At 67.7% G+C, this 25,190-nt stretch carries 27 protein-coding genes and 1 tRNA gene; 5 read left to right on the top strand and 23 right to left on the bottom strand.

Annotated elements, in window-relative coordinates; genetic code table 11:
* Window positions 1–4: 4 nt before the first annotated feature.
* The 15 genes from nusB to ACIQC9_RS04470 form a co-directional block, all read right to left on the bottom strand.
* A complete protein-coding gene (gene nusB / locus ACIQC9_RS04540; protein WP_400612853.1) occupies window positions 5–529 on the bottom strand; it encodes a transcription antitermination factor NusB in 525 nt (174 codons plus the stop codon).
* The gene (gene ribH, locus ACIQC9_RS04535; protein ID WP_400615384.1) at window positions 526–987 is read right to left on the bottom strand and encodes a 6,7-dimethyl-8-ribityllumazine synthase; all 462 of its coding nucleotides are present in this window, start codon (window positions 985–987) and stop codon (window positions 526–528) included. The genes nusB and ribH overlap by 4 nt, the downstream gene beginning before the upstream one ends.
* Window positions 984–2,117 carry a 3,4-dihydroxy-2-butanone-4-phosphate synthase gene (ribB, locus tag ACIQC9_RS04530; RefSeq protein WP_400612852.1) on the bottom strand — a complete coding sequence of 378 codons (1,134 nt, stop codon included), beginning with the start codon at window positions 2,115–2,117 and terminating at the stop codon, window positions 984–986. The genes ribH and ribB overlap by 4 nt, the downstream gene beginning before the upstream one ends.
* Entirely contained in the window at window positions 2,117–2,707 is a 591-nt protein-coding gene (locus ACIQC9_RS04525) for a riboflavin synthase (RefSeq protein ID WP_400612849.1), read from the bottom strand. Before ACIQC9_RS04525 ends, ribB begins: the two co-directional genes overlap by 1 nt.
* A gap of 79 nt (window positions 2,708–2,786) precedes the next feature.
* Window positions 2,787–3,416, bottom strand: coding sequence for a RibD family protein (locus ACIQC9_RS04520; protein ID WP_400612847.1), 630 nt, complete (start codon window positions 3,414–3,416; stop codon window positions 2,787–2,789).
* Window positions 3,416–3,874 carry a transcriptional regulator NrdR gene (gene nrdR / locus ACIQC9_RS04515; RefSeq protein WP_400612845.1) on the bottom strand — a complete coding sequence of 153 codons (459 nt, stop codon included), beginning with the start codon at window positions 3,872–3,874 and terminating at the stop codon, window positions 3,416–3,418. The genes ACIQC9_RS04520 and nrdR overlap by 1 nt, the downstream gene beginning before the upstream one ends.
* 7 nt (window positions 3,875–3,881) lie before the next feature.
* Entirely contained in the window at window positions 3,882–5,165 is a 1,284-nt protein-coding gene (glyA, locus tag ACIQC9_RS04510; protein ID WP_400612842.1) for a serine hydroxymethyltransferase, read from the bottom strand.
* 80 nt (window positions 5,166–5,245) lie between these two features.
* Entirely contained in the window at window positions 5,246–5,401 is a 156-nt protein-coding gene (locus ACIQC9_RS04505; protein ID WP_400615382.1) for a DUF6898 family protein, read from the bottom strand.
* A 19-nt stretch (window positions 5,402–5,420) separates the two neighbouring features.
* Entirely contained in the window at window positions 5,421–6,647 is a 1,227-nt protein-coding gene (gene hemA / locus ACIQC9_RS04500; RefSeq protein WP_400612840.1) for a 5-aminolevulinate synthase, read from the bottom strand.
* Between the two features lie 120 nt (window positions 6,648–6,767).
* On the bottom strand, window positions 6,768–7,739 hold the full coding sequence (gene mmsB / locus ACIQC9_RS04495; protein WP_400615379.1) for a 3-hydroxyisobutyrate dehydrogenase: 972 nt from the start codon (window positions 7,737–7,739) through the stop codon (window positions 6,768–6,770).
* Complete coding sequence (locus ACIQC9_RS04490) at window positions 7,735–8,919, bottom strand: sialidase family protein (RefSeq protein WP_400612838.1); 1,185 nt, start codon at window positions 8,917–8,919, stop codon at window positions 7,735–7,737. Before ACIQC9_RS04490 ends, mmsB begins: the two co-directional genes overlap by 5 nt.
* Window positions 8,920–9,687, bottom strand: a complete 768-nt coding sequence (locus tag ACIQC9_RS04485; RefSeq protein ID WP_400612837.1) for a class I SAM-dependent methyltransferase — start codon at window positions 9,685–9,687, stop codon at window positions 8,920–8,922. It lies immediately after the preceding gene.
* Window positions 9,688–9,744: 57 nt separating this feature from the next.
* Window positions 9,745–10,797, bottom strand: coding sequence for an enoyl-CoA hydratase/isomerase family protein (locus ACIQC9_RS04480; RefSeq protein WP_400612836.1), 1,053 nt, complete (start codon window positions 10,795–10,797; stop codon window positions 9,745–9,747).
* Window positions 10,798–10,822: 25 nt separating this feature from the next.
* On the bottom strand, window positions 10,823–11,317 hold the full coding sequence (locus ACIQC9_RS04475; RefSeq protein WP_400612834.1) for a hypothetical protein: 495 nt from the start codon (window positions 11,315–11,317) through the stop codon (window positions 10,823–10,825).
* On the bottom strand, window positions 11,314–12,453 hold the full coding sequence (locus ACIQC9_RS04470; protein ID WP_400615377.1) for an acyl-CoA dehydrogenase family protein: 1,140 nt from the start codon (window positions 12,451–12,453) through the stop codon (window positions 11,314–11,316). Before ACIQC9_RS04470 ends, ACIQC9_RS04475 begins: the two co-directional genes overlap by 4 nt.
* Before the next feature lie 211 nt (window positions 12,454–12,664).
* On the opposite strand from ACIQC9_RS04470, the gene hemB reads away from it, so the two are divergent.
* Complete coding sequence (hemB, locus tag ACIQC9_RS04465) at window positions 12,665–13,666, top strand: porphobilinogen synthase (RefSeq protein ID WP_400612832.1); 1,002 nt, start codon at window positions 12,665–12,667, stop codon at window positions 13,664–13,666.
* On the opposite strand, the gene ACIQC9_RS04460 is transcribed toward hemB, so the two are convergent.
* From ACIQC9_RS04460 to ACIQC9_RS04435, 6 genes are all read right to left on the bottom strand, one after another.
* Complete coding sequence (locus ACIQC9_RS04460) at window positions 13,663–14,457, bottom strand: MBL fold metallo-hydrolase (protein WP_400612831.1); 795 nt, start codon at window positions 14,455–14,457, stop codon at window positions 13,663–13,665. The two genes, hemB and ACIQC9_RS04460, sit on opposite strands and share 4 nt — an antisense overlap.
* Complete coding sequence (locus tag ACIQC9_RS04455; protein WP_400612829.1) at window positions 14,454–15,233, bottom strand: TatD family hydrolase; 780 nt, start codon at window positions 15,231–15,233, stop codon at window positions 14,454–14,456. Before ACIQC9_RS04455 ends, ACIQC9_RS04460 begins: the two co-directional genes overlap by 4 nt.
* Complete coding sequence (locus ACIQC9_RS04450) at window positions 15,233–16,210, bottom strand: DNA polymerase III subunit delta' (RefSeq protein WP_400612827.1); 978 nt, start codon at window positions 16,208–16,210, stop codon at window positions 15,233–15,235. Before ACIQC9_RS04450 ends, ACIQC9_RS04455 begins: the two co-directional genes overlap by 1 nt.
* Window positions 16,207–16,833, bottom strand: a complete 627-nt coding sequence (tmk, locus tag ACIQC9_RS04445; protein ID WP_400612825.1) for a dTMP kinase — start codon at window positions 16,831–16,833, stop codon at window positions 16,207–16,209. The genes ACIQC9_RS04450 and tmk overlap by 4 nt, the downstream gene beginning before the upstream one ends.
* Before the next feature lie 39 nt (window positions 16,834–16,872).
* Entirely contained in the window at window positions 16,873–17,760 is an 888-nt protein-coding gene (locus ACIQC9_RS04440; RefSeq protein ID WP_400612823.1) for a septal ring lytic transglycosylase RlpA family protein, read from the bottom strand.
* Window positions 17,761–17,870: 110 nt separating this feature from the next.
* Window positions 17,871–17,962 (bottom strand) — tRNA-Ser (locus ACIQC9_RS04435).
* A 116-nt stretch (window positions 17,963–18,078) separates the two neighbouring features.
* Here ACIQC9_RS04435 and ACIQC9_RS04430 point away from each other — a divergent pair.
* From ACIQC9_RS04430 to ACIQC9_RS04415, 4 genes are read left to right on the top strand one after another with little or no spacing between them, the layout of a single operon-like run.
* On the top strand, window positions 18,079–19,635 hold the full coding sequence (locus ACIQC9_RS04430; RefSeq protein WP_400612821.1) for an exopolysaccharide biosynthesis polyprenyl glycosylphosphotransferase: 1,557 nt from the start codon (window positions 18,079–18,081) through the stop codon (window positions 19,633–19,635).
* 3 nt (window positions 19,636–19,638) lie between these two features.
* The gene (locus ACIQC9_RS04425; protein WP_400612818.1) at window positions 19,639–21,090 is read left to right on the top strand and encodes a lipopolysaccharide biosynthesis protein; all 1,452 of its coding nucleotides are present in this window, start codon (window positions 19,639–19,641) and stop codon (window positions 21,088–21,090) included.
* Entirely contained in the window at window positions 21,087–22,016 is a 930-nt protein-coding gene (locus ACIQC9_RS04420; RefSeq protein ID WP_400612816.1) for a glycosyltransferase family 2 protein, read from the top strand. Before ACIQC9_RS04425 ends, ACIQC9_RS04420 begins: the two co-directional genes overlap by 4 nt.
* Window positions 22,016–22,966 carry a glycosyltransferase gene (locus ACIQC9_RS04415; RefSeq protein ID WP_400612813.1) on the top strand — a complete coding sequence of 317 codons (951 nt, stop codon included), beginning with the start codon at window positions 22,016–22,018 and terminating at the stop codon, window positions 22,964–22,966. The genes ACIQC9_RS04420 and ACIQC9_RS04415 overlap by 1 nt, the downstream gene beginning before the upstream one ends.
* On the opposite strand, the gene ACIQC9_RS04410 is transcribed toward ACIQC9_RS04415, so the two are convergent.
* Window positions 22,947–23,648 (bottom strand): hfsB, encoded by a 702-nt coding sequence (locus ACIQC9_RS04410; protein WP_400612811.1) that lies wholly within the window; start codon window positions 23,646–23,648, stop codon window positions 22,947–22,949. The two genes, ACIQC9_RS04415 and ACIQC9_RS04410, sit on opposite strands and share 20 nt — an antisense overlap.
* Before the next feature lie 51 nt (window positions 23,649–23,699).
* Entirely contained in the window at window positions 23,700–25,145 is a 1,446-nt protein-coding gene (locus ACIQC9_RS04405) for a GumC family protein (protein ID WP_400612809.1), read from the bottom strand.
* Between the last annotated feature and the right edge of the window lie 45 nt (window positions 25,146–25,190).

Below are 25,190 nucleotides of genomic sequence, written 5' to 3'. Positions count from 1 at the left end.
GGGCTCAGCCGCGCACATCCCGGGCCACGCCGTCCAGCGCGGCGTTGACGAACTTGGCCTCGGCTTCGTCGAAGAAGGCCTTCGCCAGTTCGACGTATTCGTCGATGACGATCTCCCTGGGCACCTCGGCGCTTTCCTTGAGCTCCCACGCTCCGCAGCGCAGCAGGGCGCGCAGGGTCGAGTCGAGGCGCTCGAGCCGCCAGTTGGCGGCCAGCCGGGCCCGGACGGCCGCATCGATGTCGCGCTGGCCCTCGACCACGCCCCGCACGATGGCGGCGAAATACTCCTCATCCGCCTCGGCCAGCATCTCGCCTTCGATATCGGAGTCAAAGCGGTGGTTCGAGAACTCGGCAATCACCGTCTCAACACCCTCGCCGGCCAACTCCATCTGGTAGAGGGCCTGCACGGCGGCCAGCCGCGCGACGGTGCGCGCGCGGCGCTGGCGGCTGCTCAGCTGGGGCTCGGCGCGTTGCTTCTCGGCTTCGGCGAGCTGTTCGAGGACGGATTTCAGGCTGTTGGGTTCGGTCACGAGCCCAGTCCTACGCGCAGCCGCTTCCTCAGCGCAATGAGGTCGAGGCAGGCGCGGGCCGCGCCGCCGCCCTTGTCGCCCTCGCTGATGCGCGCGCGGGCCCAGGCCTGATCCTCGTCCTCGGTCGTCAGGATGCCGTTGCCGATGGCGATGCCCTTCAGGCCGAGGTTGCGCAGACCCGCCGCCGACTGATCGGCCACGATCTCGAAATGATAGGTCTCGCCCCGGATCACCGTGCCCAGCGCCACGTAGCCGGCGTAGCGGGGCGCAGTCGGCAGGCGGGCGGCGTCGTCAGCCATGGCGATAGCCGTCGGGATCTCCAGCGCGCCGGGCACGGAGACAACATCGAAGTCGGCGCCGCCCTCGCGCAGGGCGTCCTTCGCCCCTTCCAGCAGGGCGTCGGCCAGATCGTCATAGAAGCGCGCCTCGACAATGAGGACGCGGGGGGCTTCTTTCAGGATTGTTCTGCTCCGTCCATGTCGCGCCAGCCGACGATGCGCAGGCCATAGCCTTCTAGCGCGGTCGGGTTGGGGCGGGTCGAACTCATGACCGTCATGTCGCGCACGCCGAGATCCAGCAGGATCTGGGCGCCGACACCGTAGTTCTTCAGCGACCGATCGACGGCCACGGGCTTTTCAACGCCGGCCAGCCGCTCGGCCAGACCGTGCAGTTCCGGATCGCGGAGGAAGACCACGACGCCCGGACCGGCATGGTCGCTGATCGCCCTCATGGCCTGCGGCACATAGTTCTGGCGGGACTCGACGTGGCCGAGGATGTCGGCGGCGAAGTCGACCTGGTGCATGCGCACGAGGGTCGGCTTGCCCGGCTCGATCTTGCCCTTCACCAGCGCGATATGCTCGGCGCCTTCGATGGTGTTCCGGTACAGCATCAGGCGGAATGGACCGCCGTGGACGCTGTCGAACGGCGTATCCATGATCCGCTCGACATAGCGCTCGGTGCGGCGGCGGTAGGCGATCAGGTCGGCGATCGTACCGATCTTGAGGCCATGCAACTGGGCGAAGGCGACGAGATCAGGCATGCGCGCCATCGAGCCGTCGTCGTTCATGATCTCGCAGATCACGCCCGCCGGGGTCAGGCCGGCCATGCGGCTGATGTCGACCGCAGCCTCGGTGTGCCCCGTGCGGACCAGAACGCCGCCGTCGCGGGCGACCAGCGGAAAGACGTGGCCCGGGGAGACGATGTCGTCTGCGCCCTTGGCCGGGTCGACGGCGACCTGAACGGTGCGGGCGCGGTCGGCCGCGCTGATGCCGGTGGTCACGCCTTCCCGGGCCTCGATCGAGACGGTGAAGGCCGTGCCCATGCTGGTGCGGTTCTCGGCGGCCATCGGCGGCAGGCGCAGCTGGCGGGCGCGGTCGGCGGTGATGGCGAGGCAGATCAGGCCGCGGGCGTGGCGGGCCATGAAGTTGATCTGGTCCGGCGTTGCGAACTGGGCCGGAATGATGATGTCGCCCTCGTTCTCCCGGTCCTCGGCGTCGACCAGGATATAGGGCTTGCCGTTGCGGGCGTCCTCGAGGATGTCCTCGATGGGGCTGATCGGGCTGTCGTTCATGTTGGCCGCCAGTTGCATCAGGCCGTCTCCTGCCACCGCGCGAGGTATCGCGCCAGCATGTCGATCTCGAGATTGACCGCGTCACCTGCTTTCAGGGCGCCCAGCGTCGTCGCTTCCCACGTATGCGGGATGATGTTCAGGCCGAAGGTCCGGCCCTCCACCGCATTCACCGTCAGCGACACGCCATCGACCGTGATCGAGCCTTTGGGTGCGATGAAGCGGTGCAGCGGCGCCGGCGCCTCGATCTCGATCCGGTGCGAGCCGCCTTCGGGGGTCACGGACACGACGCGGCCCAGCCCGTCGACATGCCCCGACACGATGTGGCCGCCCAGCTCGTCGCCCAGTTTCGCAGCCCGCTCCAGATTGACGCGATGGCCCTGGGTCCAGTCGCCAAGGTTCGTTTTCGACAGGGTCTCGCCCGAGACCTCGACCGCGAACCAGCCGGGGCCCCTTTCGGTGACGGTCAGGCAGCAGCCCGCGTGGCTGATCGAGGCGCCAAGATCGATGCCGGCGGTGTCCCACGCGGTTTCGATCTCATAGCGGCGGTCGCGAGCGGTCTGTTCGACGCGACGGACGCGGCCCATGTCGGTGACGATGCCGGTGAACATATCGACGTTCCTTCAGACGCAGGCGATCCGGACGGCGAAAAACAGCGTCCGATCCGTCCGGATTGTCCGGTGAATATGGCTATCGGATCGCGTCATAGCGTTCCCAGAGGTCGTCCCCGACCGGTTCGGCGGACAGGCGACGGAACTTGGGGGCGTCGGCCAGCTTCGCAAGGGCCAGGGCGGCCACACACGGGCGACCTTCGGCGCCCAGCAGGATCGGAGCCCGGAACCACTCGATCCGATCGACCAGACCGGCGCGCAGGAAGGAGGCCGCGACCTGACCCCCGCCTTCGATCAGGACGGAGGCGACGCCATGCTGCGCGACGGCCGAAAGGGACGCCGCCGGGGTTGGTCGGCCATCCTCGCCGGTTACGCCTTGCACCTTCGCCCCGCCGACCGCACGGAGCTCGGCCGTCGTCAGGATCAGGGTGTTTGCGGCCGCGACCTTCGCGGTCTGCGGGGTCCTGAGGCGGCTGTCGAGCACCACGCGAAGAGGCTGGTCCACGGAACGACCCGGAAGTCGCGCGGTCAGCTCCGGGTCGTCAGCCAGCACGGTCTCGACGCCAACGAGGATGGCGTCGTGACTGGCGCGCAGCCGATGGCCTTCGAGCCGGGCGGCCTCGCCGGTGATCCATTTGCTTTCGCCGGACGCCGTGGCGATGCGACCGTCAAGCGACGTCGCCAGCTTCAGGGTGACGGTGGGGCGCATCAGCCCTCGTCCAGACCTTCGTCGCCGAGGAATTTCGCGAAGTCGCCCGTGTGGCGGAAGTCCTTGTAGACCGACGCGTAGCGGACGTAGGCGACCTCATCGACGGACTTCAGCGCCTTCATGATGAAGTCGCCCACGGTGGAAGACGGGATTTCGGTCTCGCCGAGGCTTTCCAGCTGCCGGGTGATGCGGCTGACCAGCTGTTCGATCTGTTCGGCCTGAACGGGCCGCTTGCGCAGGGCGACGGTCAGGGACCTTTCCAGCTTGTCCCGATCGAATGGCGAGCGGCGGCCGTTCCGTTTCAGAATGACCAGCTCGCGCAGCTGCACCCGCTCGAAGGTTGTGAAGCGCCCGTTGCATTGCGGGCAGGATCGACGGCGCCGGATGGCCGCGCCGTCGTCCGACGGGCGGCTGTCCTTCACCTGGGTGTCCTGATTTCCGCAGAAGGGGCACTTCATCGGGCGATCATCCGTAGATCGGGAAGCGCGCGGTCAGCTCCCGAACCTTTCCGGCGATCTCGGCCTGAACCTGCGGGTCGGCCTCGTCGCCGCCGTTCATCGAGACGACGACGTCGGCGATCCAGTGACCGATCTGTTTGAACTCTTCCTCGCCGAAACCGCGCGTCGTGCCGGCCGGGGTGCCCAGACGGACGCCGGAGGTGATGGTGAAGGGCGCGGTGTCGAAGGGCACGCCGTTCTTGTTGCAGGTCATCAGGGCGTGTTCGAGCGCCGCCTCGGTCGCCTTGCCGTTCACGCCCTTGGGCCGCAGGTCGACCAGCATCAGGTGGCTGTCCGTGCCGCCCGAGACGATGGCCAGACCACGCTCCTGCAGCACGTCCGCCATGGCCTGTGCGTTGGCGACGACCTGTTTCGCATAGGTCTTGAACTCGGGCTTCAGCGCCTCGCCGAAGGCGACGGCCTTGGCGGCGATGACATGTTCCAGCGGGCCGCCCTGCAGTCCCGGGAAGACGGCCGAGTTGATCTTCTTGCCCAGCTCGGTGTCGCGCGACAGGATCATGCCGCCGCGCGGCCCGCGCAGGGTTTTGTGCGTGGTGGTGGTGACCACATCGGCGTGCGGAATCGGGTCCGGATAGACGCCGCCCGCGATCAGGCCGGCGTAGTGGGCCATGTCGACCATCAGGAAGGCGCCGACCGAATCCGCGATCTCGCGGAACCGCTTGAAATCGATATGGCGGCTGTAGGCGGAGGCCCCGGCGAGGATCAGCTTCGGCTTCTCCTTCTCGGCCATCTCGGCCACGTGATCGTAGTCGATCAGATGGTTGTCCTCGCGGACCTTGTAGGTCACCGGGCGGAACCACTTGCCGGACTGGTTGGCCGGCGAGCCGTGGGTCAGGTGGCCGCCGCAGGCCAGATCCATACCGAGGAAGGTGTCGCCGGGTTGCAGCAGGGTGAAGAACACCGCCTGGTTGGCCTGCGCGCCCGAGTGGGGCTGGACGTTGGCGAAGGCGGCGCCGAACAGCTCTTTCGCGCGCGAACGGGCGAGGTCCTCGGTGACGTCCACGAACTCGCAGCCGCCATAATAGCGACGGCCGGGATAGCCCTCGGCGTATTTGTTGGTCAGGACAGACCCTTGGGCCTCCAGCACCGCCTGCGAGACGATGTTCTCGGACGCGATCAGCTCGATCTGCTCCTTCTGGCGGCCCAGTTCGCCCTGGATGCCGTTGAAGACATCCGGATCGGCGTCCGCGAGAGACTTCGAGAAATAGGCGTCGTGGGTGAAAGCAGTCACTCTGGTCCCCGATACAAGAGCGTGGCGTCTGAGGCCGACCTATCTAGGCCGCTCCTTTGGTAACCACAACATGTTGTAGGTCAGCGCGACGCCAGTGCTCGTTTCAGCTTGGCGACGGCGACGCGCTTCAGGCCTTCGGGCTCGGTTGCCGGGCCCATGGCGGACACCTCGACGCCGGTCGCGACGTGGATGGCCGAGCATTTGAGATAAGCCCCGTTGCGGGTCAGTTCGAGGATGACCTCGCCCAGCTCGGGATCAGGCGACGGCAGGGAGGCGCGCCACGTTGCAGTGGGTCCACAGGGCGTCCATCGCCTTGACCAGCTCGTCCATCATCGCGTCGGTATGGTTGGGCGACGGGGTAAAGCGCAGGCGTTCGGTGCCCTTGGGGACCGTCGGGTAGTTGATCGGCTGGACGTAGACGCCATAGGTCTCGAGCAGCATGTCCGAGATCATCTTGGTGTGGACCGGATCGCCGACGAAGACCGGGACGATGTGGCTGACGCTGTCCATCACCGGAATGCCGGCGGCGGCGAAGCGGGCCTTCAGGGTGGCGGCGCGCTCCTGATGCGCGTCGCGAAGCTCCGGATGGGCCTTCAGATGGCGCACCGAGGCGAGTGCACCGGCGGTCAGGGCCGGCGGCAGGCTGGTCGTGAAGATGAAGCCCGACGCCCAGCTGCGCACGGCGTCGATGATCACGGCGTCAGCGGCGATATAGCCGCCCATCACCCCAATGGCCTTGCCGAGGGTGCATTCGACGATGTCGATGCCGTCCAGCACGCCGTCACGCTCGGCCACGCCTGCGCCGGTCTCGCCGTACAGGCCGACCGCGTGGACCTCGTCGAGATAGGTCAGGGCGCCGTACTTTTTCGCCAGGGCGATGGTGCCCGCGAGGTCGGCGATGTCGCCGTCCATCGAATAGACGCTCTCGAAGGCGATCAGCTTGGGCGCGTCGGCCGGGGCGTCGCGCAGCAACGCCTCGAGATGCTCGAGATCGTTGTGGGCGAAGATGTGCCGCTCGCAGCCGCCATTGCGGATGCCGGCGATCATCGAGGCGTGGTTCAGGCTGTCCGAGAATATGATCAGACCGGGCAGAATGCGCTGCAGCGTCGTTAGCGTCGCCTCGTTTGCGACATAGCCCGAGGTGAACAGCAGCGCCGCTTCCTTCTGGTGCCAGCTGGCCAGCTCGGCTTCCAGATCGACGGCCGAGCGGGTCGTGCCGGAGATGTTGCGGGTGCCGCCGGCGCCTGCGCCGGCCGCGTCGATCTCGGCCTGCATGGCGTCGAGGACGGCCGGATGCTGGCCCATGCCGAGGTAGTCGTTCGAGCACCAGACGACGACGTCCTGCTCGGTCCCGTCCTCGCGACGGCGGATCGCTTTCGGAAACTGGCCGCGCACGCGCTTCAGGTCGGCGAAGACGCGATAGCGTCCCTCACCCTTGACCTGCTCTACGGCGGTCTCGAAAGCGGCCTTGTAGTCGAACAACCGATCAGCTCTGCGCGGCGGAAAAACTTCGCCGCGTGATGCGCCGATGCGGACGATTTGTCCACGGAACGCGCCGGACAAAACGCCGCAAAGCCTTAATTGATAACGGTTCGCAGGTTTTTACCCCTTCGGAAGTTCGTCCAGCTTGCCCCGCAGCATCTGCAGGATGGCCGAGAAGTCGCGGCCGCCGTAGCCGAGGCCGTTGAACATTTGGAACAGGGCTTCTGTCTGGGCGCCCAAAGGGGTGGAGGCGCCGGATTTGGCGGCGGCGTCCTGTGCCAGTTTTAGGTCCTTCAACATCATGGCGGCGGCGAACCCGCCGTCGTAGTTGCGGTTGGACGGCGCGGTCGGCACCGGGCCGGGCCACGGGTAGTAAGTGGTCGTCGACCAGCTCTGGCCCGAGGACTTTGCGACGATGTCGAACATCTTCACCGGGTCCAGCCCCAGCTTCTCGGCGAGACCGATGGCCTCGCATGTGCCAAGCATGGTGATGCCGAGGATCATGTTGTTGCAGATCTTGGCCGCCTGCCCCGCCCCGTGGTCGCCGGCGCGGAAGGTGGCGCGGCTCATGGGTTCCAGTGCGGCCTCGATCCGGGCGAACTCGGGCTCGTCGCAACCGACCATGAAGGCCAGCGTCCCGGCGTCGGCCGCCATGGTGCCGCCCGAGACCGGGGCGTCGGCGAAGGCGTAGCCGGCCTCGCTGGCCAGACCGGCGACCTTGCGGGCGGTGTCGACGTCGATGGTCGAACAGTCCAGCAGCAGGGCCGAGGACGGCGCGGCGCCGATGATCTGTTCGGAATAGACCTTCAGCACATGGGGGCCGGCGGGCAGCATGGTGATGACGACGTCCGCGTCCTTCACCGCCTCGGCCACCGAGGCGACCGGGGTGCAGCCGCCTTCTTTCGCCCGGTCCAGCGCGGCCTGTGACAGATCGAAGGCGAGGACCGTATGGCCGGCCTTCGCCTGATTGGCGGCCATGCCGCCGCCCATGTTGCCCAGCCCGATGAAGGCGACCTTGTGCGTCATCTGTGTCTCTCCCGGAGATTTTGCCGGGAGGGTTAGCCGCTCCGCCCTGCCCTCGCCAGCGTCAATCGATCAGGGACGACAGGGGAACGCGCGTGACCTGCACGTCCTCCTTGTTGGTCGCGTAGCCGACGTAGAGCCAGTCACCCCAGACGACGCTCTTCGGATAGTGATAGCCCGGCCGCTTGTACTGGCCCTCGTAGCGAAGCGGCTGCAGGTCGCCTTGTCCGCGCAGCAGGAAGCTGCGATCGAAGGTGCGGCCATCGTCGCTCAGCGTGACGGCCAGCGGGATGCGCGGACGGTCGGTGTTGGGTGCGTTGACCAGATACGCCGTTCCGTCCGGCAGATTTCCGGCGCTCTGCTTGGCGCGTGAATCCGGCATGCCGGTGATCGCGGGTGTCGTCCACGTTTCGCCGCCGTCACAGCTTTCGGAGGCCAGCTGACGGAAGCTCAGCTCCTCGTCCCGGAAGACCATGACGGCGCAGTCCCCGCGCTGGAACAGGCTGGGCTCGATCTCGCGGCTGAGCCGACGTTCGTGCGCGGCCCCGCCCTCGGCCGGACGGCGCGGCAGGTTGGTCATCCGACCGGGCGTCCAGCCTGAGAGGCCCAGCGGATCCGTCGTCCATGCCGGCGTCGCGATCATCCCGGGCCGCATGTGGAAGCCGGTCATGACGCGGTCGCCGATGCGGTGCGGGTCCTGCTCGATCACTCCCTCGACCGGCTGGCCGTCGGCGCCCAGGACGCGGCGCGGTTCGGACCACGTGCGGCCGTCGGTGCTGAGGCGATATTCGGTGAAGCCGCCCGCGCCCGACTGAAAGCCGTCAGGCCAGACGTTCGTATAGGCGACCAGCGTCTCGCCATCCGTCCACCAGCCGCCGCTGGAATGCATGCGGCCACCCTGTCCCGGCGCCGCCAGCACATCGGGCGCGGTCCAGTGTTCGCCGTCATCGCTGACCGCATAGACGACCCGGGTGTCCGGCGAGTCCTCGTCACGCGGAGAGGACTGCCACTGGGCGTACAGCCGGTTCCTGAAGGGGATCAGGACGACGCCGTTGCTGAATCGCTCGGTCGTCTCCTCGGGGCGGAAGACCGTGAAGGTCTGCGTCCCCGGAGCGGGCTTCAGTCCCAGATCTGGCGCCGCCGGATCGAAAAGACCGGGCCGGACGCTGTAGGGCGCGCCGTCAGGCTCCGCTCGCGCGGAACCGGCCAGACAGGCGGCGAGAACGAGCCCGAACAGGGCAACCCGCATTCAGCCCGGCTTCCTGAAGCGATAGACGAACCGGTCCGTGCGTCCGCGAATGCTTTCGTCGAAGACACTGAGGGTATGATTGTCAGAGGGCACGCGTACCGCGTCCGTCTCTCCATCAAAAACGAAGCCCGCAGCCTCGACCTGCCGTCGCAGTTCGGCCGCCTCGATCCGGTGCAGGGTGCCGGAGACGCCGATGCCCGCGCCGTCCGCCGCCTGGTGATCAAGAATGACGTAGAGACCGCCGGGTTTGAGAACCTCGAACACTCGTCGGTTCATCGCCGCCACATCCACGCCGAACCGGGGGATGGTGAAGTCGTGGTATTCCTCGCCCATGAAGACGACGTCCAGCGGGCGGTCGAAGGTCATCTCCTCCAGCTTGCCGGTGACCCGGGTCACATTGGGGAAGGTCGAGGCCAAGGTGTCCGCGAAGGCGTTCTCGCGCTGGGCCGTCTGGTTCGGCACGAAGGCGTAGACGTGGCCGTACTGGCCGGTCAGCGGCGCGAACAGCCGGGTGAAATACCCCTCCTCCGGGCGGATGTCGGCGATGACGTCACCGGGGTCCAGCTGCATGAAGGCCAGCATTTCGGCGGGCTTGCGCAGGGGATCGCGGGCGACCTCCTCCGGCAGACGGCGAGGGTCCGACAGGGCCGAGGCATAGTTCACCGACCGAGCCGTCTCGACCTGTGCGGCCTCTGAACCGCTGCCCATGCCGCCCGCGCAACCGGCCAACAGGCCCGCGCAGGCGAAAGCCGCCATGAATTTCGTCATTCGCCGTTCTCCCTGTTCCGCCAAGCTACGCGCCGGTTCGCCGGGGGATGCAAGACCCTACGGCAGCGGCGTCCACGCCTCGGCGTCCGGCAGGGGCGCGAACAGGGCGTCCAGATCCGCGTCGGACACGCCGGCCAGCGTGGCGGGGGACCAGTTCGGCGTATTGTCCTTGTCGACGATCACCGAGCGGACGCCCTCCTGGAAGTCGTGGGTCCGCACCACGCGGCCGCCCAGCCGGTATTCCAGCGCCATATTGTCGGCGAAGCTGTCCAGCGCCCGGCCGGTCCGCAGCTGGCGCAGGGTCACCTTCATCGATTGCGGCGATTTGGTCTTGAGGACCGCCAGTTGGGCCAGCGCCCATTCGGATCCGTCAGCCTCCAGCGCGGCGAAAATTTCCTCGACCGTGTCGAAGGCGAACAGGCGGTCGATGGCCTCGACGTGCGCCTCGATCGGCGGCTCGCCCGGATCGCCCTCCAGCCCGTCGGCGACATCGGCCGGGTGAGCCGGATCGACAGCGAGGATGGCGTGGAAGGCCTCCAGCGCGTCAGTCGGCAGATAGTGGCTGTGGATGCCGAGGAAGACCGTGTCCGCCGCCTTCAGGCGGGCGCCGGTCAGGGCCAGCCACGTCCCCGTCTCGCCCGGCATGCGCGACAGGAACCAGCCGCCGCCGACGTCGGGGAAGAGGCCGATCCCGGTCTCGGGCATGGCGTAGGTCGTGCGCTCGGTCGCGATGCGGACCTCGGCCGGTTCGCTGATCCCCACGCCGCCGCCCATGACGATGCCGTCGACGATGGCGGTGATCGGCTTGGGGTATTCGAACATCAGATGGTTCAGCCGGTATTCGGTCAGGAAGAAGGCCTTGGCCTCCGACGCATCCCCTGCCCCGCTTTCGGCGATCATGCGGATGTCGCCACCCGCGCAGAAGCCACGCTCGCCCGAATGGTCGATCAGAACTGACAGAACGGCGTCGTCCTCGCGCCACGCGAGCAGCGCATCGGTCATTGCCTCGCACATGGCGCGGTTCAGCGCGTGGAGCGCCTTTGGCCGGTTCAGCGTGATGCGACCAACGCCGGCCTCGACGCGGACGAGAACCTCCGATTCCTGTGTCATGCCCCGGCTCTAGGGGGAGCCAGCTTCACCGTCCAGCCCGCTCGATCCGGGCCAGACCGATCACCGCTTCAATCTGTCGGGCACGCCACTGGTTCGCGAAATAGTAGAGAAGCTGAAGGGTAAGGCCGACGGCCAGAAAGGCCAGTATCCAGCCGATCTCGGCGAACGCCAGCTCAAGCAGCCGCGGCGTCCGTTCAAGACCCGCGAGGATCAGGGTGACCGGCACTGTGACGTAGAACAGGGCCGCCATGCGCCACATCGCCTCGTTCCGCCTGGCGTTGATTTCCGCGAGGTCGAGAAGCCGCTGCAACAAGGTGTCGGAGACAGGTTCGAGAATCTCCAGTCCCGCCTTCGCCATGCGCGTCGCCCGCAATGTCGACACCACGTCCGCGCCGTAGAACCCCGCGCCGGACAGGGAGGTCGAGAGGTGCATGAACAACCGGCCGAAGCCGAAAGCCTTCACAAGCGCACGCCAGGTCGGCCAGAGCGGGTCTTCGGTTCCCGAAGGTGAGTCCGTCACTGCCGCATCATCTCCCGCGCGGTGATCACCCGCATGATCTCGTTGGTGCCTTCCAGAATGCGGTGGACCCGCAGGTCGCGCACGATCCGCTCCAGCGGGTAGTCCTTCAGATAGCCGTAGCCGCCGTGCAGCTGCAGAGCTTCGTCGGCGATCTGGAAGCAGATGTCGGTCGCCATCCGCTTGGCCATGGCGCACCATTTGGTCTTCTCGGGGTGATTGGTGTCCATCGCCCAGGCGCCGCGCAGAACCATCAGACGACAAGCGTCCAGTTGGGTCGCCATGTCGGCCAGCTTGAACTGGGTGTTCTGGAACTCGGCCAGCGCCTTGCCGAACTGCTTGCGGCTGGCGACGTAGTCGAGCGCCGTTTCCAGCGCGAGCCGGGCGCCGCCCAGCGAGCAGGCGGCGATGTTCAGACGGCCGCCGTCCAGCCCCATCATCGCATAGCGGAAGCCGTCGCCCTCCTTGCCCAGGAGGTTCGCCGCCGGGATGCGGCAGTCGTCGAAGCTGACGATGGCGGTGGGCTGGCTGTTCCAGCCCATCTTCTTTTCCTGCGCGCCGAACTCGAGGCCCGGCGTGCCGAGGTCCACGACGAATGCGCTGATGCCTTTCGGTCCCGCCTCGCCTGTGCGCGCCATGACCACATAGACGTCGCTGGTCCCCGCGCCCGAGATGAAGGCCTTCGACCCGTTCAGCACCCAGTAATCACCGTCTCGGATCGCCGTCGTCCGCATAGCCGCCGCATCGGAGCCCGAGCCCGGCTCGGTGAGGCAGTAGCTGGCGATCTTCTCCATCGTCACCAGCGACGGGACGTAACGGCCGCGCAGGTCATCCGAGCCGAACTTGTCGATCATCCACGTCGCCATGTTGTGGATGCTGATGAAGGCGGCCGTCGACACGTCGCCGCGCGCCAGTTCCTCGAAGATCACCGCAGCCTCGACCCGCCCTAGCGCCATGCCGCCATGCTCCTCGCCGGTGTAGATGCCGCAGAAGCCCATCTCGGCGGCGTGCTTCATCACGTCGACCGGGAAATGTTTGGTCTCGTCCCACTCCGCGCTGTGCGGCGCCAGCTCGGCGTCGGCGAACTGGCGGGCGGCGTCCTGGATGGCGCGCTGGTCGTCGTTGAGGGCGAAGTCCATGTGGGTGGTTTCCTCCAGTCTTTGACGGGTTCTAGACATCTCGTCGTCTGACGTCATCACACTCACCGTCATCCTCGGGCCTGACCCGAGGATCAGATGATCCGTCGCTCCGTCGAAGCCGGACATACACAGCCGGTCCTGGCCTCTGGCCCTCGGGTCAAGCCCGAGGGTGACGGGTGATTTTTTTGATCCAAGTCGCTAAGTCGACCTCATGACGACGCCCTTCGCCCCCGCCGCCTTTCCCTACGCCCGCCCGCGCCGCCTGCGCGCCAGTCCGTGGGTGCGCAGGCTGGTGGGCGAGACGGTTCTGACGCCGGCCGACCTGATCTGGCCGTTGATCGTGCATGACGGCGCGGAGGATCGCGTGCCGGTCACGTCGATGCCCGGCGTCTTCCGCCTGTCGCCAAAGGCGGCGGCCGAGGCGGCGAAGGAGGCCCGCGATCTGGGAATTCCGGCCGTGGCGCTGTTTCCCAATATCGACGGCGCAATCAAGGACGGCGTCGGGACGGGCGCGACCGATCCGGACGGCCTGATCCCCGACTGCATCAAGGCGATCAAGGACGCAGCGCCCGAGATCGGCGTCATGACCGATGTGGCGCTGGACTGCTACACCGACCACGGCCACGACGGCGTGCTGGAAAACGGCCGCATCCTGAACGACGCCACGCTGGAGCGGCTGGCTGAGCAAGCCTTCATCCACGCCCACGCCGGCGCCGACATCGTCGCCCCGTCGGACATGATGGACGGGCGGGTGCAGGCGATCCGCGAGGCGCTGGAGGCCAACGGCTTCCACGACACCCTGATCCTGTCCTATGCGGCGAAGTACGCCTCGGCCTTCTACGGCCCCTATCGGGATGCGGTGGGCTCCGCGAAGGCGCTGACCGGCGACAAGAAGACCTATCAGATGGACTTCGCCAATTCGGACGAGGCCCTGCGCGAGGTCGCCATGGACATTTCCGAGGGCGCGGACGCCGTGATGGTCAAGCCGGGAATGCTCTATCTCGACATCGTCCGCCGCGTGTCAGAGACCTTCCGCGTCCCGACCTTCGCCTATCAGGTGTCCGGTGAGTACGCGATGATGCGCGCCTCTATCGCCAACGGCTGGCTGGAAGAGGACCGGGCCATTCTGGAGAGCCTGCATGCGTTCAAACGGGCGGGATGCGCGGGGGTGCTGAGCTATTTCGCCCCGCAGGCGGCGCGGTTGTTGGGCTAGAAACGGGCGCTCCAGCCGTCGAAGGCGACCTCGACGTTCGCGGGAACCCTGGCTCGCAAGTCATTGTAATCCAGATCGATGTGCAGGTTCGTCAGCACCGCCTGCTTGACCTCGGCCCGCACGATCCAGTCCAGCGCCTTGTCGACGTGTGCATGGGTCGGGTGCGGGGTGAAGCGGAGAGCGTCGACGATCCAGAGATCGCAGCCGCACACCGCCTCGATGGCCGCCTCGTCGAGGTCGGACACGTCGCTGGAGTAGGCGATCGGGCCGATGCGATAGCCGACCGAGCGGATCGGGCCGTGGGCCTGATCGAAGGTCACGACCGGGACCGGGCCGCCGTCGCCGTCGATCGCCCATCGCTCGCCGTGTGGCGGCAGGTCCCGCGCTTCGACGATGGCGGGGTAGCCCTGCTTCGTTTCGAAGATGTAGTCGAACCGCTGCGTCAACGCGGCCCGTGTCGCGGCGTCCATCCACGCCGGGATGCGGCGGCGGGTGCGCATGGCGAAGACCCGCAGGTCGTCGATGCCGTGGGTCTGGTCAGCGTGGTCGTGGGTGTAGAGAACCGCGTTGACATGTTTGACCCCGGCCGCCAGCACCTGCTCGCGCAGGTCCGGCGAGGTGTCGATCAGGACGCTGGTCACGCCGTCGGGTCCGTGGCGGCGGATCAGGGCCGAGCAGCGGGTGCGGCGGTTCTTCGGCTCGGTCGGATCGCAGTCGCCCCAGTCGCCGTCCCCGCGCGGGACCCCGCCGGACGAACCGCAGCCGAGGATGACGATCTCCTGCTCGCTCATGGCCGGGGTATCCGATCGAACAGGGCGAAGAAGGCGTCGGTCGTCCGCGCTTCGGCCTCGTCGCGGCTCCAGCCCCGGATTTCCGCCAGCTTGTCCAGCACGTGGCCGACGTAGGCCGGCTCGTTCCGGCGACCGCGATGGGGGATGGGCGCCAGATAAGGGCAGTCGGTCTCGACGATAATTCGGTCGGCGGGCATGACGCGGATGATCTCTCGCACATCCTCGGCCGCTTTGAAGGTCGCGATGCCGGAAACGGAGAACCATGCGCCCAGTTTCGCCGCCTTTTCCGCCAGTTCCGGGCCGCTGGTGTAGCAGTGCATCAGGAACCGGAAGGGTGCTTTCGACTGCTCATCCTCAAGGATAGCCGCCATGACATCGTCTGCCTCACGCGTGTGGACCACCAGCGGCAGGCCCGTGCGCCGGGCCGCCTCGATATGCTGACGGAAGACCAGCGACTGCGTCTCGCGGGGGCTGAGATCGTAGTGGAAATCCAGCCCGCACTCGCCGATGCCGACAACGCGGTCGCGGCCGGCCAGTTCGACCAGACGGTCCGCCGTCAGGTCCGCATAGTCCTTCGCCTCATGCGGATGAACGCCGACGGTGCACCAGATGTCGTCGTGCGCCATGGCCAGCCCATGGGTAGCTTCAAAGGTCGACAGCTTGTCGGAGATCTCGACCATCAGGCCGACGCCCGCCTGACGCGCCCGGGCGATGACCTCGTCCCGGTCCTCGTCGAACTGGGGCGCGTGCAGGTTGACGTGGCTGTCGATCAGCATCAGCGCGCCGCCTTGGTGCGCTGCAGGTCCGCCAGCGCGCCGGCAAGCACGTCAGCCCGGTCCAGATTGATCCCGGCCGCCCGCTCGGGCAATTCGGACAGACGCGACCACAGCTCGGCCCAGCGCGCGCCGGAGGCGCCCTCCTCCAGCGCCCTCACCTTCACCGCCGCGATCAGCCGTTCCATCAGGGTTTCGAACCGCTCCTGCCCCTCGGCGCCGCGGAACTTGTCGGAGATGGCCATGGCCTCGGCGCGGTTGATTTCGGGGGCGGCGACCCAGTCCTGCGCCAGTTGATCCGCCTCCAGCGTCGCGCCTGACGCCAGCGAAAGCGCCAGCCCGGGCGATCCGCCGGCCATGCCTGCGATGCGAACAGCCTCTGCCGACGGCACGCCGGTCTTGTTACGCACCAGATCCTCCAGCGCATGCTGCGGCCAAACGGGGAAGGCCAGTCGACGGCAGCGCGACCGGATCGTCGCCAGCAACCGTCCCGGTGCATGTGTCACCAGAAACAGCACACCCCGCTCGGGCGGTTCCTCAAGAACCTTCAGCAGGGCATTGGCGGCGTTCAGGTTCAGGTCGTCGGCCGCATCGATGATCGCCACCCGGTACGGCGACTGCGACGGACTCTTGGAGAAGAACTCAGGCAGATCGCGCGCCTGATCGACCGAGATCGATTTCTTCGTCTTGCCGCCCTCGACCGCCCGTTCAAGCACTAGCAGGTCGGGGTGCGATTGGGCCGAGATCATACGCGCCACATGATCGTATGGATCTGTCCCCAGCACGCCACGCGAGGGATCAGGCGCCGCCCCCAGCAATCGCCGCGCCGCGCGGTAGGCGAAGGTCGCCTTGCCCGAACCCTCGACCCCGCACAGCAGCCAAGCGTGGTGCAGCCGGCCCTTGGCCTGCGCATCCAGAAATGCCGCCTCGGCCGAGGCGTCAGGGATCAGGTCGAACCGGTCGCGGGGATGCTCGCTCACAACAGCCGCGCCTCGACCGCCGCCCAGATCCGGGCCTCGATGGTTTCGATGTCGCCGACCGCGTTGATGATCACGCAGCGATCCGACTTCTCCCGGGCGATCTCTAGAAAGCGTCCGCGCAGCCGTTCGTGAAACTCGACACCCTTGGATTCGAAGCGCGTCTCGAACAGACCGCGCCCGAACGCCCGCTCCAGCCCTACCTCGACCGGCAGGTCGAAGATCAGGGTCAGATCCGGCTGGGTGTCGCCGACCACGGCGGCGTCCAGCGTCTCGATGAATTCTGCTGGCGTCCCGCCGCCTGCGCCCTGATAGGCCCGGCTGGAATCGGCGAAGCGGTCGCAGATCACCCAGCGCCCGGCCTCCAGCGCAGGCCGGATCGTCTTCTCCAGATGATCCGATCGGGCCGCGAACATCAGCATGGTTTCGGTCATCGGCGACCAGCGGCCAGGGTCGCCGTTCAGGGCGAGGCCGCGAATCTCCTCGGCGCCGGTAGAGCCGCCGGGCTCGCGCGTCTGCACGACCTCCAGCTCACGCGCGCGCAACCGTTCCACCAGTCGCGCGACCTGCGTCGACTTGCCGGCGCCTTCGCCGCCCTCGAATGTAATGAACCTGCCGCGAGTCACCGGCGCACAATGGCGGCGCGGACCGGCTTTCGAAAGGGTCTAGCCGCCCGAAATCAACTGTGCGTCCGGATAACCCCGCGACACCACCGCGCGGCGGGACCGCTCGGCCGCGCCCTGATCGGCCCATGGCCCCACCAGAATGCGCCAGTTCGCGCCTGACGGCTCGACCCGCGCCGATCCCCCCAGCCGCTCCGCCTCGCGACGAGCGCGCCGGGCGTCATCGTATGTCGCCGCGTGAACCCACAGGCCGGATGCGACCGGCGTGGCAGCAGTGAAGGCCGGAACGACTGGCGCAGGCGCAGCGGCCACGGCGGTGTAGGCGACTTCAGTGGGACTGGCCAGCGACGGCAGGGCGTTTCTCAGTCCGTCCGACCGCTCCGGTCGCGCCTCGGCATAGGTCAGGCGCTGGCCCTCGCCCAGCCGCTGTCCGCCGCCTCCGTCTCGCGGCGCTCGTCCCAGATAGCGGACCCGCACCTCGCCGACGCCGGATTGCAACATGCCCAGCGCATCAGCGGCGCCCTTCGACAGATCAATGATCCGCCCGTCCACGAACGGCCCGCGATCGTTGAGTCTCAGCACCGCCCGCCGCCCGTTGGCAAGATTGGTGACTTCCACCAGCCCCGGCAGAGGCAGGGTCTTGTGCGCAGCCGTCAGCGCATCCTGATCGAACCGTTCGCCCGACGCCGTCGGCCGGCCGTCGAACCCGGGCCCATACCAGGACGCCATCCCGCGCTCGTCATAGTTCGCCTGTTCTTCAGGCCGGTACCAGCGCCCCCTGACCTGATACGGCCGCATGGTTCCCCACACGATCGGCGCCGGGTCCGTGACGACAGCGATCCGGTCGTTGCCGCCACCGCCAAAACTGGCGCAGGCCGCCGTTGTCGACAGCAGCCCCGCAGCCAGACCGATCCTGATGAACTTCCGCATGCCGCTCCTCGTCTTGGACGAGGATCGCCAACGGGCCTTCCGGTTTGGTTAACGCTCCGGTCAGACCTGCGCGCATTCGGTGCGCGGCGCGTCCATGGACCGGGAAAGTCTGGCGGAGACGGAGGGATTCGAACCCTCGGTACCCCTTACAGGGTACGACGATTTAGCAAACCGTTGCCTTCAGCCACTCGGCCACGTCTCCGGCAGGCGGCGTGCTTAGCGGAGGGCGCGGCTCCGTGCAACGGGTCTGCGGCGCCTCTGTTAACGCGACAGTGAGGCAGGCTGTGCAAGGTGGCGGCGAACCCCGCCGCGAGCCGCATGTCCGACACCGCCCGCCTGCATCCTGATACCGTCGATCTGGCGGCGCTCGACGCGTCGGGCCTGCAGGCGCTGGCCGTGCGCGCGGGCGAGGCGCCGGCGAAGGGCGCGGCGAAGCGTGGGCCCTTCCGGCCGGACGTCTGGCTGAACGCTCGCCAGAAGCACGCTTCGCGATTGGCCGCCCACTATTTCCGCGCGTTCGACGTGCTGACCGTCATCGTCATTACTGTCCTGTGCGCCTGGGCGGCGGCCCAGCGGCCGTTGCTGCATACGGAGCTGTCACAGGTCCTGCCGTTCGCGACGGGCGCAGTTGTTGTCCTTGGCCTCATGAGATCGCTGGGCCGGTATCGCTTCGCCCGACAGCAGAAGGCCCAACTGCATCTGGCCGCCGTGGCCGGCATCGTCGCCGTCGGTGGGCTGACGGCCCTGTTGCTCGGCTGGCTTCTTCGCGGGCCTCACGCCCAATGGGAGGCGTATCTGATCTGGACCGGGCTGGTGCTGATCACGGTGAACGGCCTGCACATCGGCTGGACCGATCTGGTCGGGCGGTGGCGGAATGCAGGCGCCCTGACGCCGAACATCGTTCTGGTGGGCGCGACCCGACATGCGGAAGGTCTGATCCGCGAGGCGTTGAAGCGCCGCGACCTGAATGTGCTGGGCATTTTCGACGATCGGCTGGCGCGCAGCCCAACGGCGATCGAGGGCGTGCCGGTGCTGGGGACGGCCGACGATCTGCTGACCCACAAGATCACGCCCTACGTCGACCGCGTGGTGCTGGCCATTGATCCCAAGGCCGAGGCGCGGGTGCGTGAACTGAACGCCCGGCTGCGCACCTTGCCCAATGAGGTCACCCTGCTGGTCGAGCCTAACAGCGCCGCCGAGACTGCGTCCGCGCTGGATCGTCTGGCGGCGGCTCCGCTTGCCGACGTGCAGGGTCCGGTCGACAATGACCGCCGCGCCTACAACAAGCGGCTGCAGGATCTCGTGCTGGGCCTGACCGCCGGCGTGCTTCTGGCGCCGGTGATGGCGGTGATCGCGGTGGCCATCCGGCTGGACAGCCCCGGCCCGATCTTCTTCCGCCAGCGTCGCCACGGCTTCAACCACGAGGAAATCGTGGTCTGGAAGTTCCGGTCCATGCGTCAGGAAACCGCCGACGCCACCGCCAGCCGTCAGGTCACCCATGACGACGACCGGGTCACCCGGATCGGCCGCTTCATCCGTAAGACCAGCCTCGATGAGCTGCCCCAGCTGCTGAATGTGATATCCGGCGAGATGTCTCTGGTCGGCCCGCGTCCGCACGCCATCGGCATGAAGACGGGCCATATCGAATCCGCCCGTTTGGTCGCCGAATACGCCCATCGGCACCGCATCAAGCCCGGCATGACCGGCTGGGCCGCTGTCAACGGCTCGCGCGGGCCACTGCATACCGCGCAGGACGTCCGCCGCCGGGTTCAGCTGGATATCGACTATGTCGAACGCCAGTCCGTCTGGCTGGACCTGTGGATCATGGCGGTGACCGTCCCGGTGCTGCTGGGCGACCGCGCGGCGGTTCGCTAGGTCATGTTCTGGCGCGGCGTCTGGGGCTATCTGCCCGCCAATATCGTGCAGGGCGTGGTCGGCTTTCTGGCCATCGTCCTGTTCACACGCATCCTGTCGCCCGAGGATTTCGGCCGCTACGCGCTGGCCTTCTCCGTCACGACGCTGGTGCACGTCGCGGTCTTCACCTGGCTGGAAGCCGCGATGGCGCGCTTCTGGGCGACCGAGGAGCCCGGCCCCGGCCTCGCCGCCCATTTCGCCAGCCTGTATCGGGCCGCCTTCCTGGTCAGCCTGATCTATGTGCCGGTGGTGGCGCTGGCCATCTGGCTGTGGCCCGCAGATCCGAACTTCAAACTGGCGCTGGCCTTCGGCCTGTGCAGCAGCCCGATCCGGTGTCTGGCCAAGCTGGGACAGGAGCGGTTGCGGGCGGCCGGAGAGGTCTCGAGATCCGCCGGGCTGGACATGGGCGTGACGATTTCCGGGCTGATAATCGGCGTCGGATTCGCAATGCTCGGCGCGGGTGGGGCGTCTCCACTGATCGGTCTGGCGCTGGGCTCGCTGGCCGCCCTGCCCTTCGTTCTGCCGGGCGAGCTAAGGCAGGCGCGGACCGGCGTGGTCACCGTTCAGCGGGTCCAGACCTATGCCGGCTACGGCTATCCGATCGCGGCGTCGCTGGCGCTGACGGTCGTGCTGGCCTCGACCGACCGGTTCCTGCTGGCCGCCTTCCTCGATGAGGCGGCGGTCGGCGCCTATCACGCGGGCTACACCATCGCGAACCGGACTCTGGACGTGCTGTTCCTGTGGCTGGGCACGGCGGGACAGCCGGCTCTGGTGATGGCGTTGGAACGCGGCGGGGGCGAGCGTCTGCGTGAGGCCGCCCGCGAACAGGCCTCGACGTTCCTTCTGATTGGCCTGCCCGCCGCCGCCGGTGTCGCACTGGTGGCGAGGTCGCTTGCCGAGGTTCTGATCGGCGAGGACCTGCGCACCGCCGCCGCCCTTGTCACACCGTGGATCGCCCTGTCGGCCCTGCTCTATGGCCTGACCGCCTACTATTTCGGGCAGGCGTTCACGCTCGGGAAGAAGACCCGATTGCTGCTGGTCGCCATGGCGATCCCGGCGCTGCTGAACGTCGTACTGAACCTCATTCTGGTGCCGCGCTTCGGCGTCGTCGGCGCGGCGTGGGCGACGGCCGCGAGCTTCGGCGTCGGCATGCTGGCGACGATGGGGATCGGGCGGCGCGCGGTGACTCTGCCGATTCCGTGGGAGAGCCTGATCCGCTGCGGCGTCGCCACAGGGGTCATGGCTCTGGTGGTGGTGCAGCTTCCGGCGATCGGCGGTTTTCCGGAACTGGTTCTGGACGCAGCCACCGGCGGGGTCGTCTATGCAGCGGTCGCCCTGACGATCAACGCCGCGGGTGTGCGTGACGTGGCGCTTCGCCTGTTCGACCGCTTCAGGACGCGGGGAGCGGCGGCATGAACGCGCTGATCGACAGCCCGGCGTGGGCGACGGCAAAGCCCCGCGTTTCGGTGCTTACGCCCTTCCTGAGGGACGATCCCTCGATTCTTCTCGCCGACCTGGACGCCGAGTCAGCCCCGCTGAACGGCGCGGTTGAGCTGGTGCTGCTCGACGACGGCACCGGCGACGAAGAGCTCACGGCACGCCTGACCAACCAGATCCGGGGTCTGGGGTTGCCCGTTCGCCTGATCAGTCTCTCCGCCAATGTCGGCCGGGCCGAAGGGCGCAATCAGCTCGCCGCGGCCGCGCGAGGCCAGTTCCTGCTCTTCCTCGACAGCGACATGCGGCCCGACGGTCCGAGCTTCCTGCGCGACTGGCTGGCGCTCGCTGATGATCAGACGCCCGCCGTCGCTTTTGGAGGATTCTCGCTGAAGCAGGCGTCCGACGCGCCCCGGTTCGCCGTCCACCGCGCTGTCGCTGCGCGATCGGAATGCGTCCCGGCGGTGGAACGGCGGCTGGCCCCGGAGAAGTACGTCTACACCTCCAACCTGCTGGTCCGCCGCGACGTGTTCGAGGCCGAAGCCTTCGATGGCGGTTTCACCGGTTGGGGTTGGGAGGATGTCGAATGGGCGATCCGCGTCTCGCGACGCTTTCCGATCCTGCACATCGACAATCCGGCGACGCATATGGGTCTGGATACGGTCGAGGCCCTCGCCGGCAAGTATGAGCAGGCCGCGCCGAATTTCGCCCGCATGGCCGAACGGCATCCCGACGTCGTCGCGACCTATCCCAGCTTCCGCGCCGCACGCGGGCTCAAGCGCATCCCGGGCCTGCTGCGCCTGAAGGGGCTGCTGCGCGCCGCCGCCTGCACCGGCTGGCTGCCGGTCAAGCTGCGGGCCTTCTTGCTGCGGCTCTATCGCACCGCCCTGTATGCGGAGGCCGTGTGATGGGCGACGTGACGATCATCATCCCGACCCTGCGGCGCCTGGAAAGTCTCGAACGGGCGTTGCGTTCGGTTTTCGCCCAGACCGGCGTCGGCGAGCGGGTGGGATCGATCGTGGTCGTCGACAACGATCCCCGCGCCTCGGCCCGCGATCTGGTCGAATATCTGTCTGCCGTGTCGCCGTGGCCGTTGGTGTATCGCCATGCAGCCCAGCCCGGCGTCGCCACCGCGCGCAATGCGGGACTGGCCGCGACAGGCGCCGCGCTGATCGCTTTCCTCGACGATGATGAAGCGGCATCTCCCGAATGGCTGTCCCACCTGCTGGGTGGGCAGGTCGAAACGGGGGCGGATGTGGTCTTCGGTCCTATCGCGGGGCGGGCGCCCGGGGCCGCCCCGTGGCTGACGCCCTATCTTGAAGCCTTCTTCGGCCGATCCGGACCGACGACGACCGGACTGATCGATACCCCCTACGGCTGCGGCAATTCCTTGATGGTCCGGGCGGTCGCGCTGCCCGGCGTCGAGCCGTTCGACACCGGCGCCGATCAGGCCGGTGGCGAGGACGACGCGCTGTTCGCGGCGCTGAAGGGCCGTGGAGGACGCTTTGGCTGGGCGGCGGACGCCTGGGTGTATGAGTTCGCTCCGCCGCATCGCGCTACACTGACCTACGCCCTGTCCCGCGCCTTTGCTTACGGTCAGGGGCCGAGCCAAACCGCCGCGGCGACGCGCAACTGGCCCGGCGTGATCCGCTGGATGCTTATCGGGGCAGCGCAGACCGTGGTGTGGGGTTCCGCTTCAGCCGTGCTGTTCGCCATGAGGAGCCCGCGGCGTGCCGAGATGTACGATCGCACCGCCCGAGGTCTCGGAAAAGTCTTCTGGATGAAGGGCTTCGAGCCGCATTTCTACGGCGCGCGCGAAGTCGAACGCCTCGACCGGGTCAGCCCGTCAGGCGGCTGAGAAACGCCGGCGGCCTGTAGGCCGAGCGATTGACCACCACCCCGGCGATCCGCCCGCCCGCGCCTTCGATCTCGTCGCGCAGGATCACCGGCTCCGCCGGAGACGTGCTGTTCGAGGCGACGACCAGAACCGTAGAATCCACGAACGGGGCCAGAAGGATGGAGGTGTCAGACCGGTCTGCCGCCGGGCTGTCGATGACCACCGTGTCGGCATGGCGCCTCAGGGCATCCCAGTAGCTCGCCCCCCCCACGACCTCGGCCCGCTGCCCTGACCTCAGGACCTCGCCGGCGAAGCGCGTGACCCACAGACGACCGCCGAGGAAGGCGCGCGCCGTCACCAGCCGCGCCGGATGCACCGGGCGCCCCTCGTGGTCCTTCACCCGCGGGGTGACCGCGAAGAAGATCGAGCCGTCCGGCGTCGCCACCGCGACACGTCCCGCCTTGCCGAACCGCTGGGGTTGTTTGACGATCTCGTCCAGCTGCCCCTGCTGCGCCAGATCGGCGTCGATGAGCCAGACCGGCTTGCGGGCCCTGACGGCGGCCAGACGGGCGTATTCACGCGCGACGGTGGACACGCCCTCACCGCTGGTCGCGCCTGCGATCTGGATCACACGTCCGCGATGCGCGGGCGTGGGGCCCAGCGCCGCCCAGAGGGCCGCCATCTCGGAGGTCAGATCGATCATCGAATCGCCGTTCGCCTGAACCGGCAGCTTCCTATGCAAACCTGCGTCGGATCAATGGCCTTTGGCCGGAGCCACCGCCAGAACCGGCATGTCGAGTGTCCGGCCCACCGAAGCAGGCGTGGGGAAGCCGCGACGCGTGAAAATGCGCAGCAGGCCGACGCACAGGGCGGTGAACCCGGCGAACAGGAAGGCCGCGGCCAGCAGAGGGACCTTCAGACTCTTGCCCTTGGTCGGTGCCTCGGCCCGCGCGGCGACCCGGACGTTGTCCGCCCCGGCCTCGACGAGGGCGCTGTCGGCGCGGGATTCGGTCTCGCGCTGCTGGAACTCGCGGATCTTGCTGGTCAGGACGTCGCGGTCGCTGGCTAGGGTCGTGTTGGTGGAGTCGAGCTCGTTCAGCAGCGCCTGACGCGCTCTCAGCGTCTCGAGCTGGCCTTCCAGCACCGCCAGCCGCGCCGCGAGCGCGTCGCGATCCGCCGCCGCCTGGATCCTCGAGGTCTCGATCTCGGTGAAGATGACGCTGGGACCGGTCCGGACCTCGCGCACCCCCACGGTGTTCTCTCCGGCCACATAGGCTTCCAGCTCGGCGATCTTTTCGTCCACCTCGCGCACCGGCTGGGCGTCCTCGGTGTAGCGGGACAGCAGGTTGGCGCGCTCGGTCCGGGCCAGCCGGATCTGGTCCTGGGCCGAGACGTTCAGGTCCTGCTGCAGCACGACCTCGGCCGGTTGGCGCGCCAGTTGGGCTTCAAGCGTCGACACCCGCTGCCGGGCCTGATTCAGCTGGGCCCGCACATCCAGCGCGGCCGCATAGGTCGTCTGATAGGTCGCCGCCAGCGTGGTCTTGGCCGTGGTGAAGTCGCCCAGATCGTTGGAGCTCAGGAAGGCGTTATAGGCGTCGTCCGCTTCAGCCAGTTCGCTCTGGAAGGCGCCTCTTTGCTGGGCGATGGCGTCGGCGTCGGCGTCGCGGAAGATTTCCCGGCGCTGGATTAGATACTCGTCGATCACGGCGTTCAGGACGTTCGCCGCTCGCTGGGGATCGCCGGCTTCGTAAGACAGGCCGATGACCGGGCTGCCGGGCGTCACGCCAACACCCAGCCCCTCGTCCAGCGCCTTGAGCGCCGCCGCCTGTTTCGCCGCTGCGGTGCCGGTCGCATCCGGTCCCAGCACCGCGTCGGTGCCGAGTTTCTGCACGGCGCGTCTTTTGACCTCCAGACTGCCGAGGATCGCCGCCTCGTTCGACGCCACGGCGTCGGCCGTCAGCATCTGGCTGCTGCCGCGCTCGGTGATGCCGACGCGAGGCTCATAGGCGTATTCCTGACCCGCGCCGGCGTAGATGGCGGCATTGGCCGTGTAGGTTTTCTTCATGGTCAGGACGACGGCCGCGCCGGCTGCGAAAATCACCAGAAAGATGACGATCATCAGCAGCAGCTCGCGGAACAGCAGCCCGATGACATCGAGCACCCCGTAGCGCGGGCGGACTGTAAGCTGGGCCGTGCGCATGCGGGCGGACTGATTCCATTGAAACGGACGCTGGAGCACAGCCTT

Source organism: Brevundimonas sp. NPDC092305 (assembly GCF_044755415.1).
GTDB lineage: Bacteria > Pseudomonadota > Alphaproteobacteria > Caulobacterales > Caulobacteraceae > Brevundimonas.
This window is presented reverse-complemented; position numbering and strand designations above follow the sequence as displayed.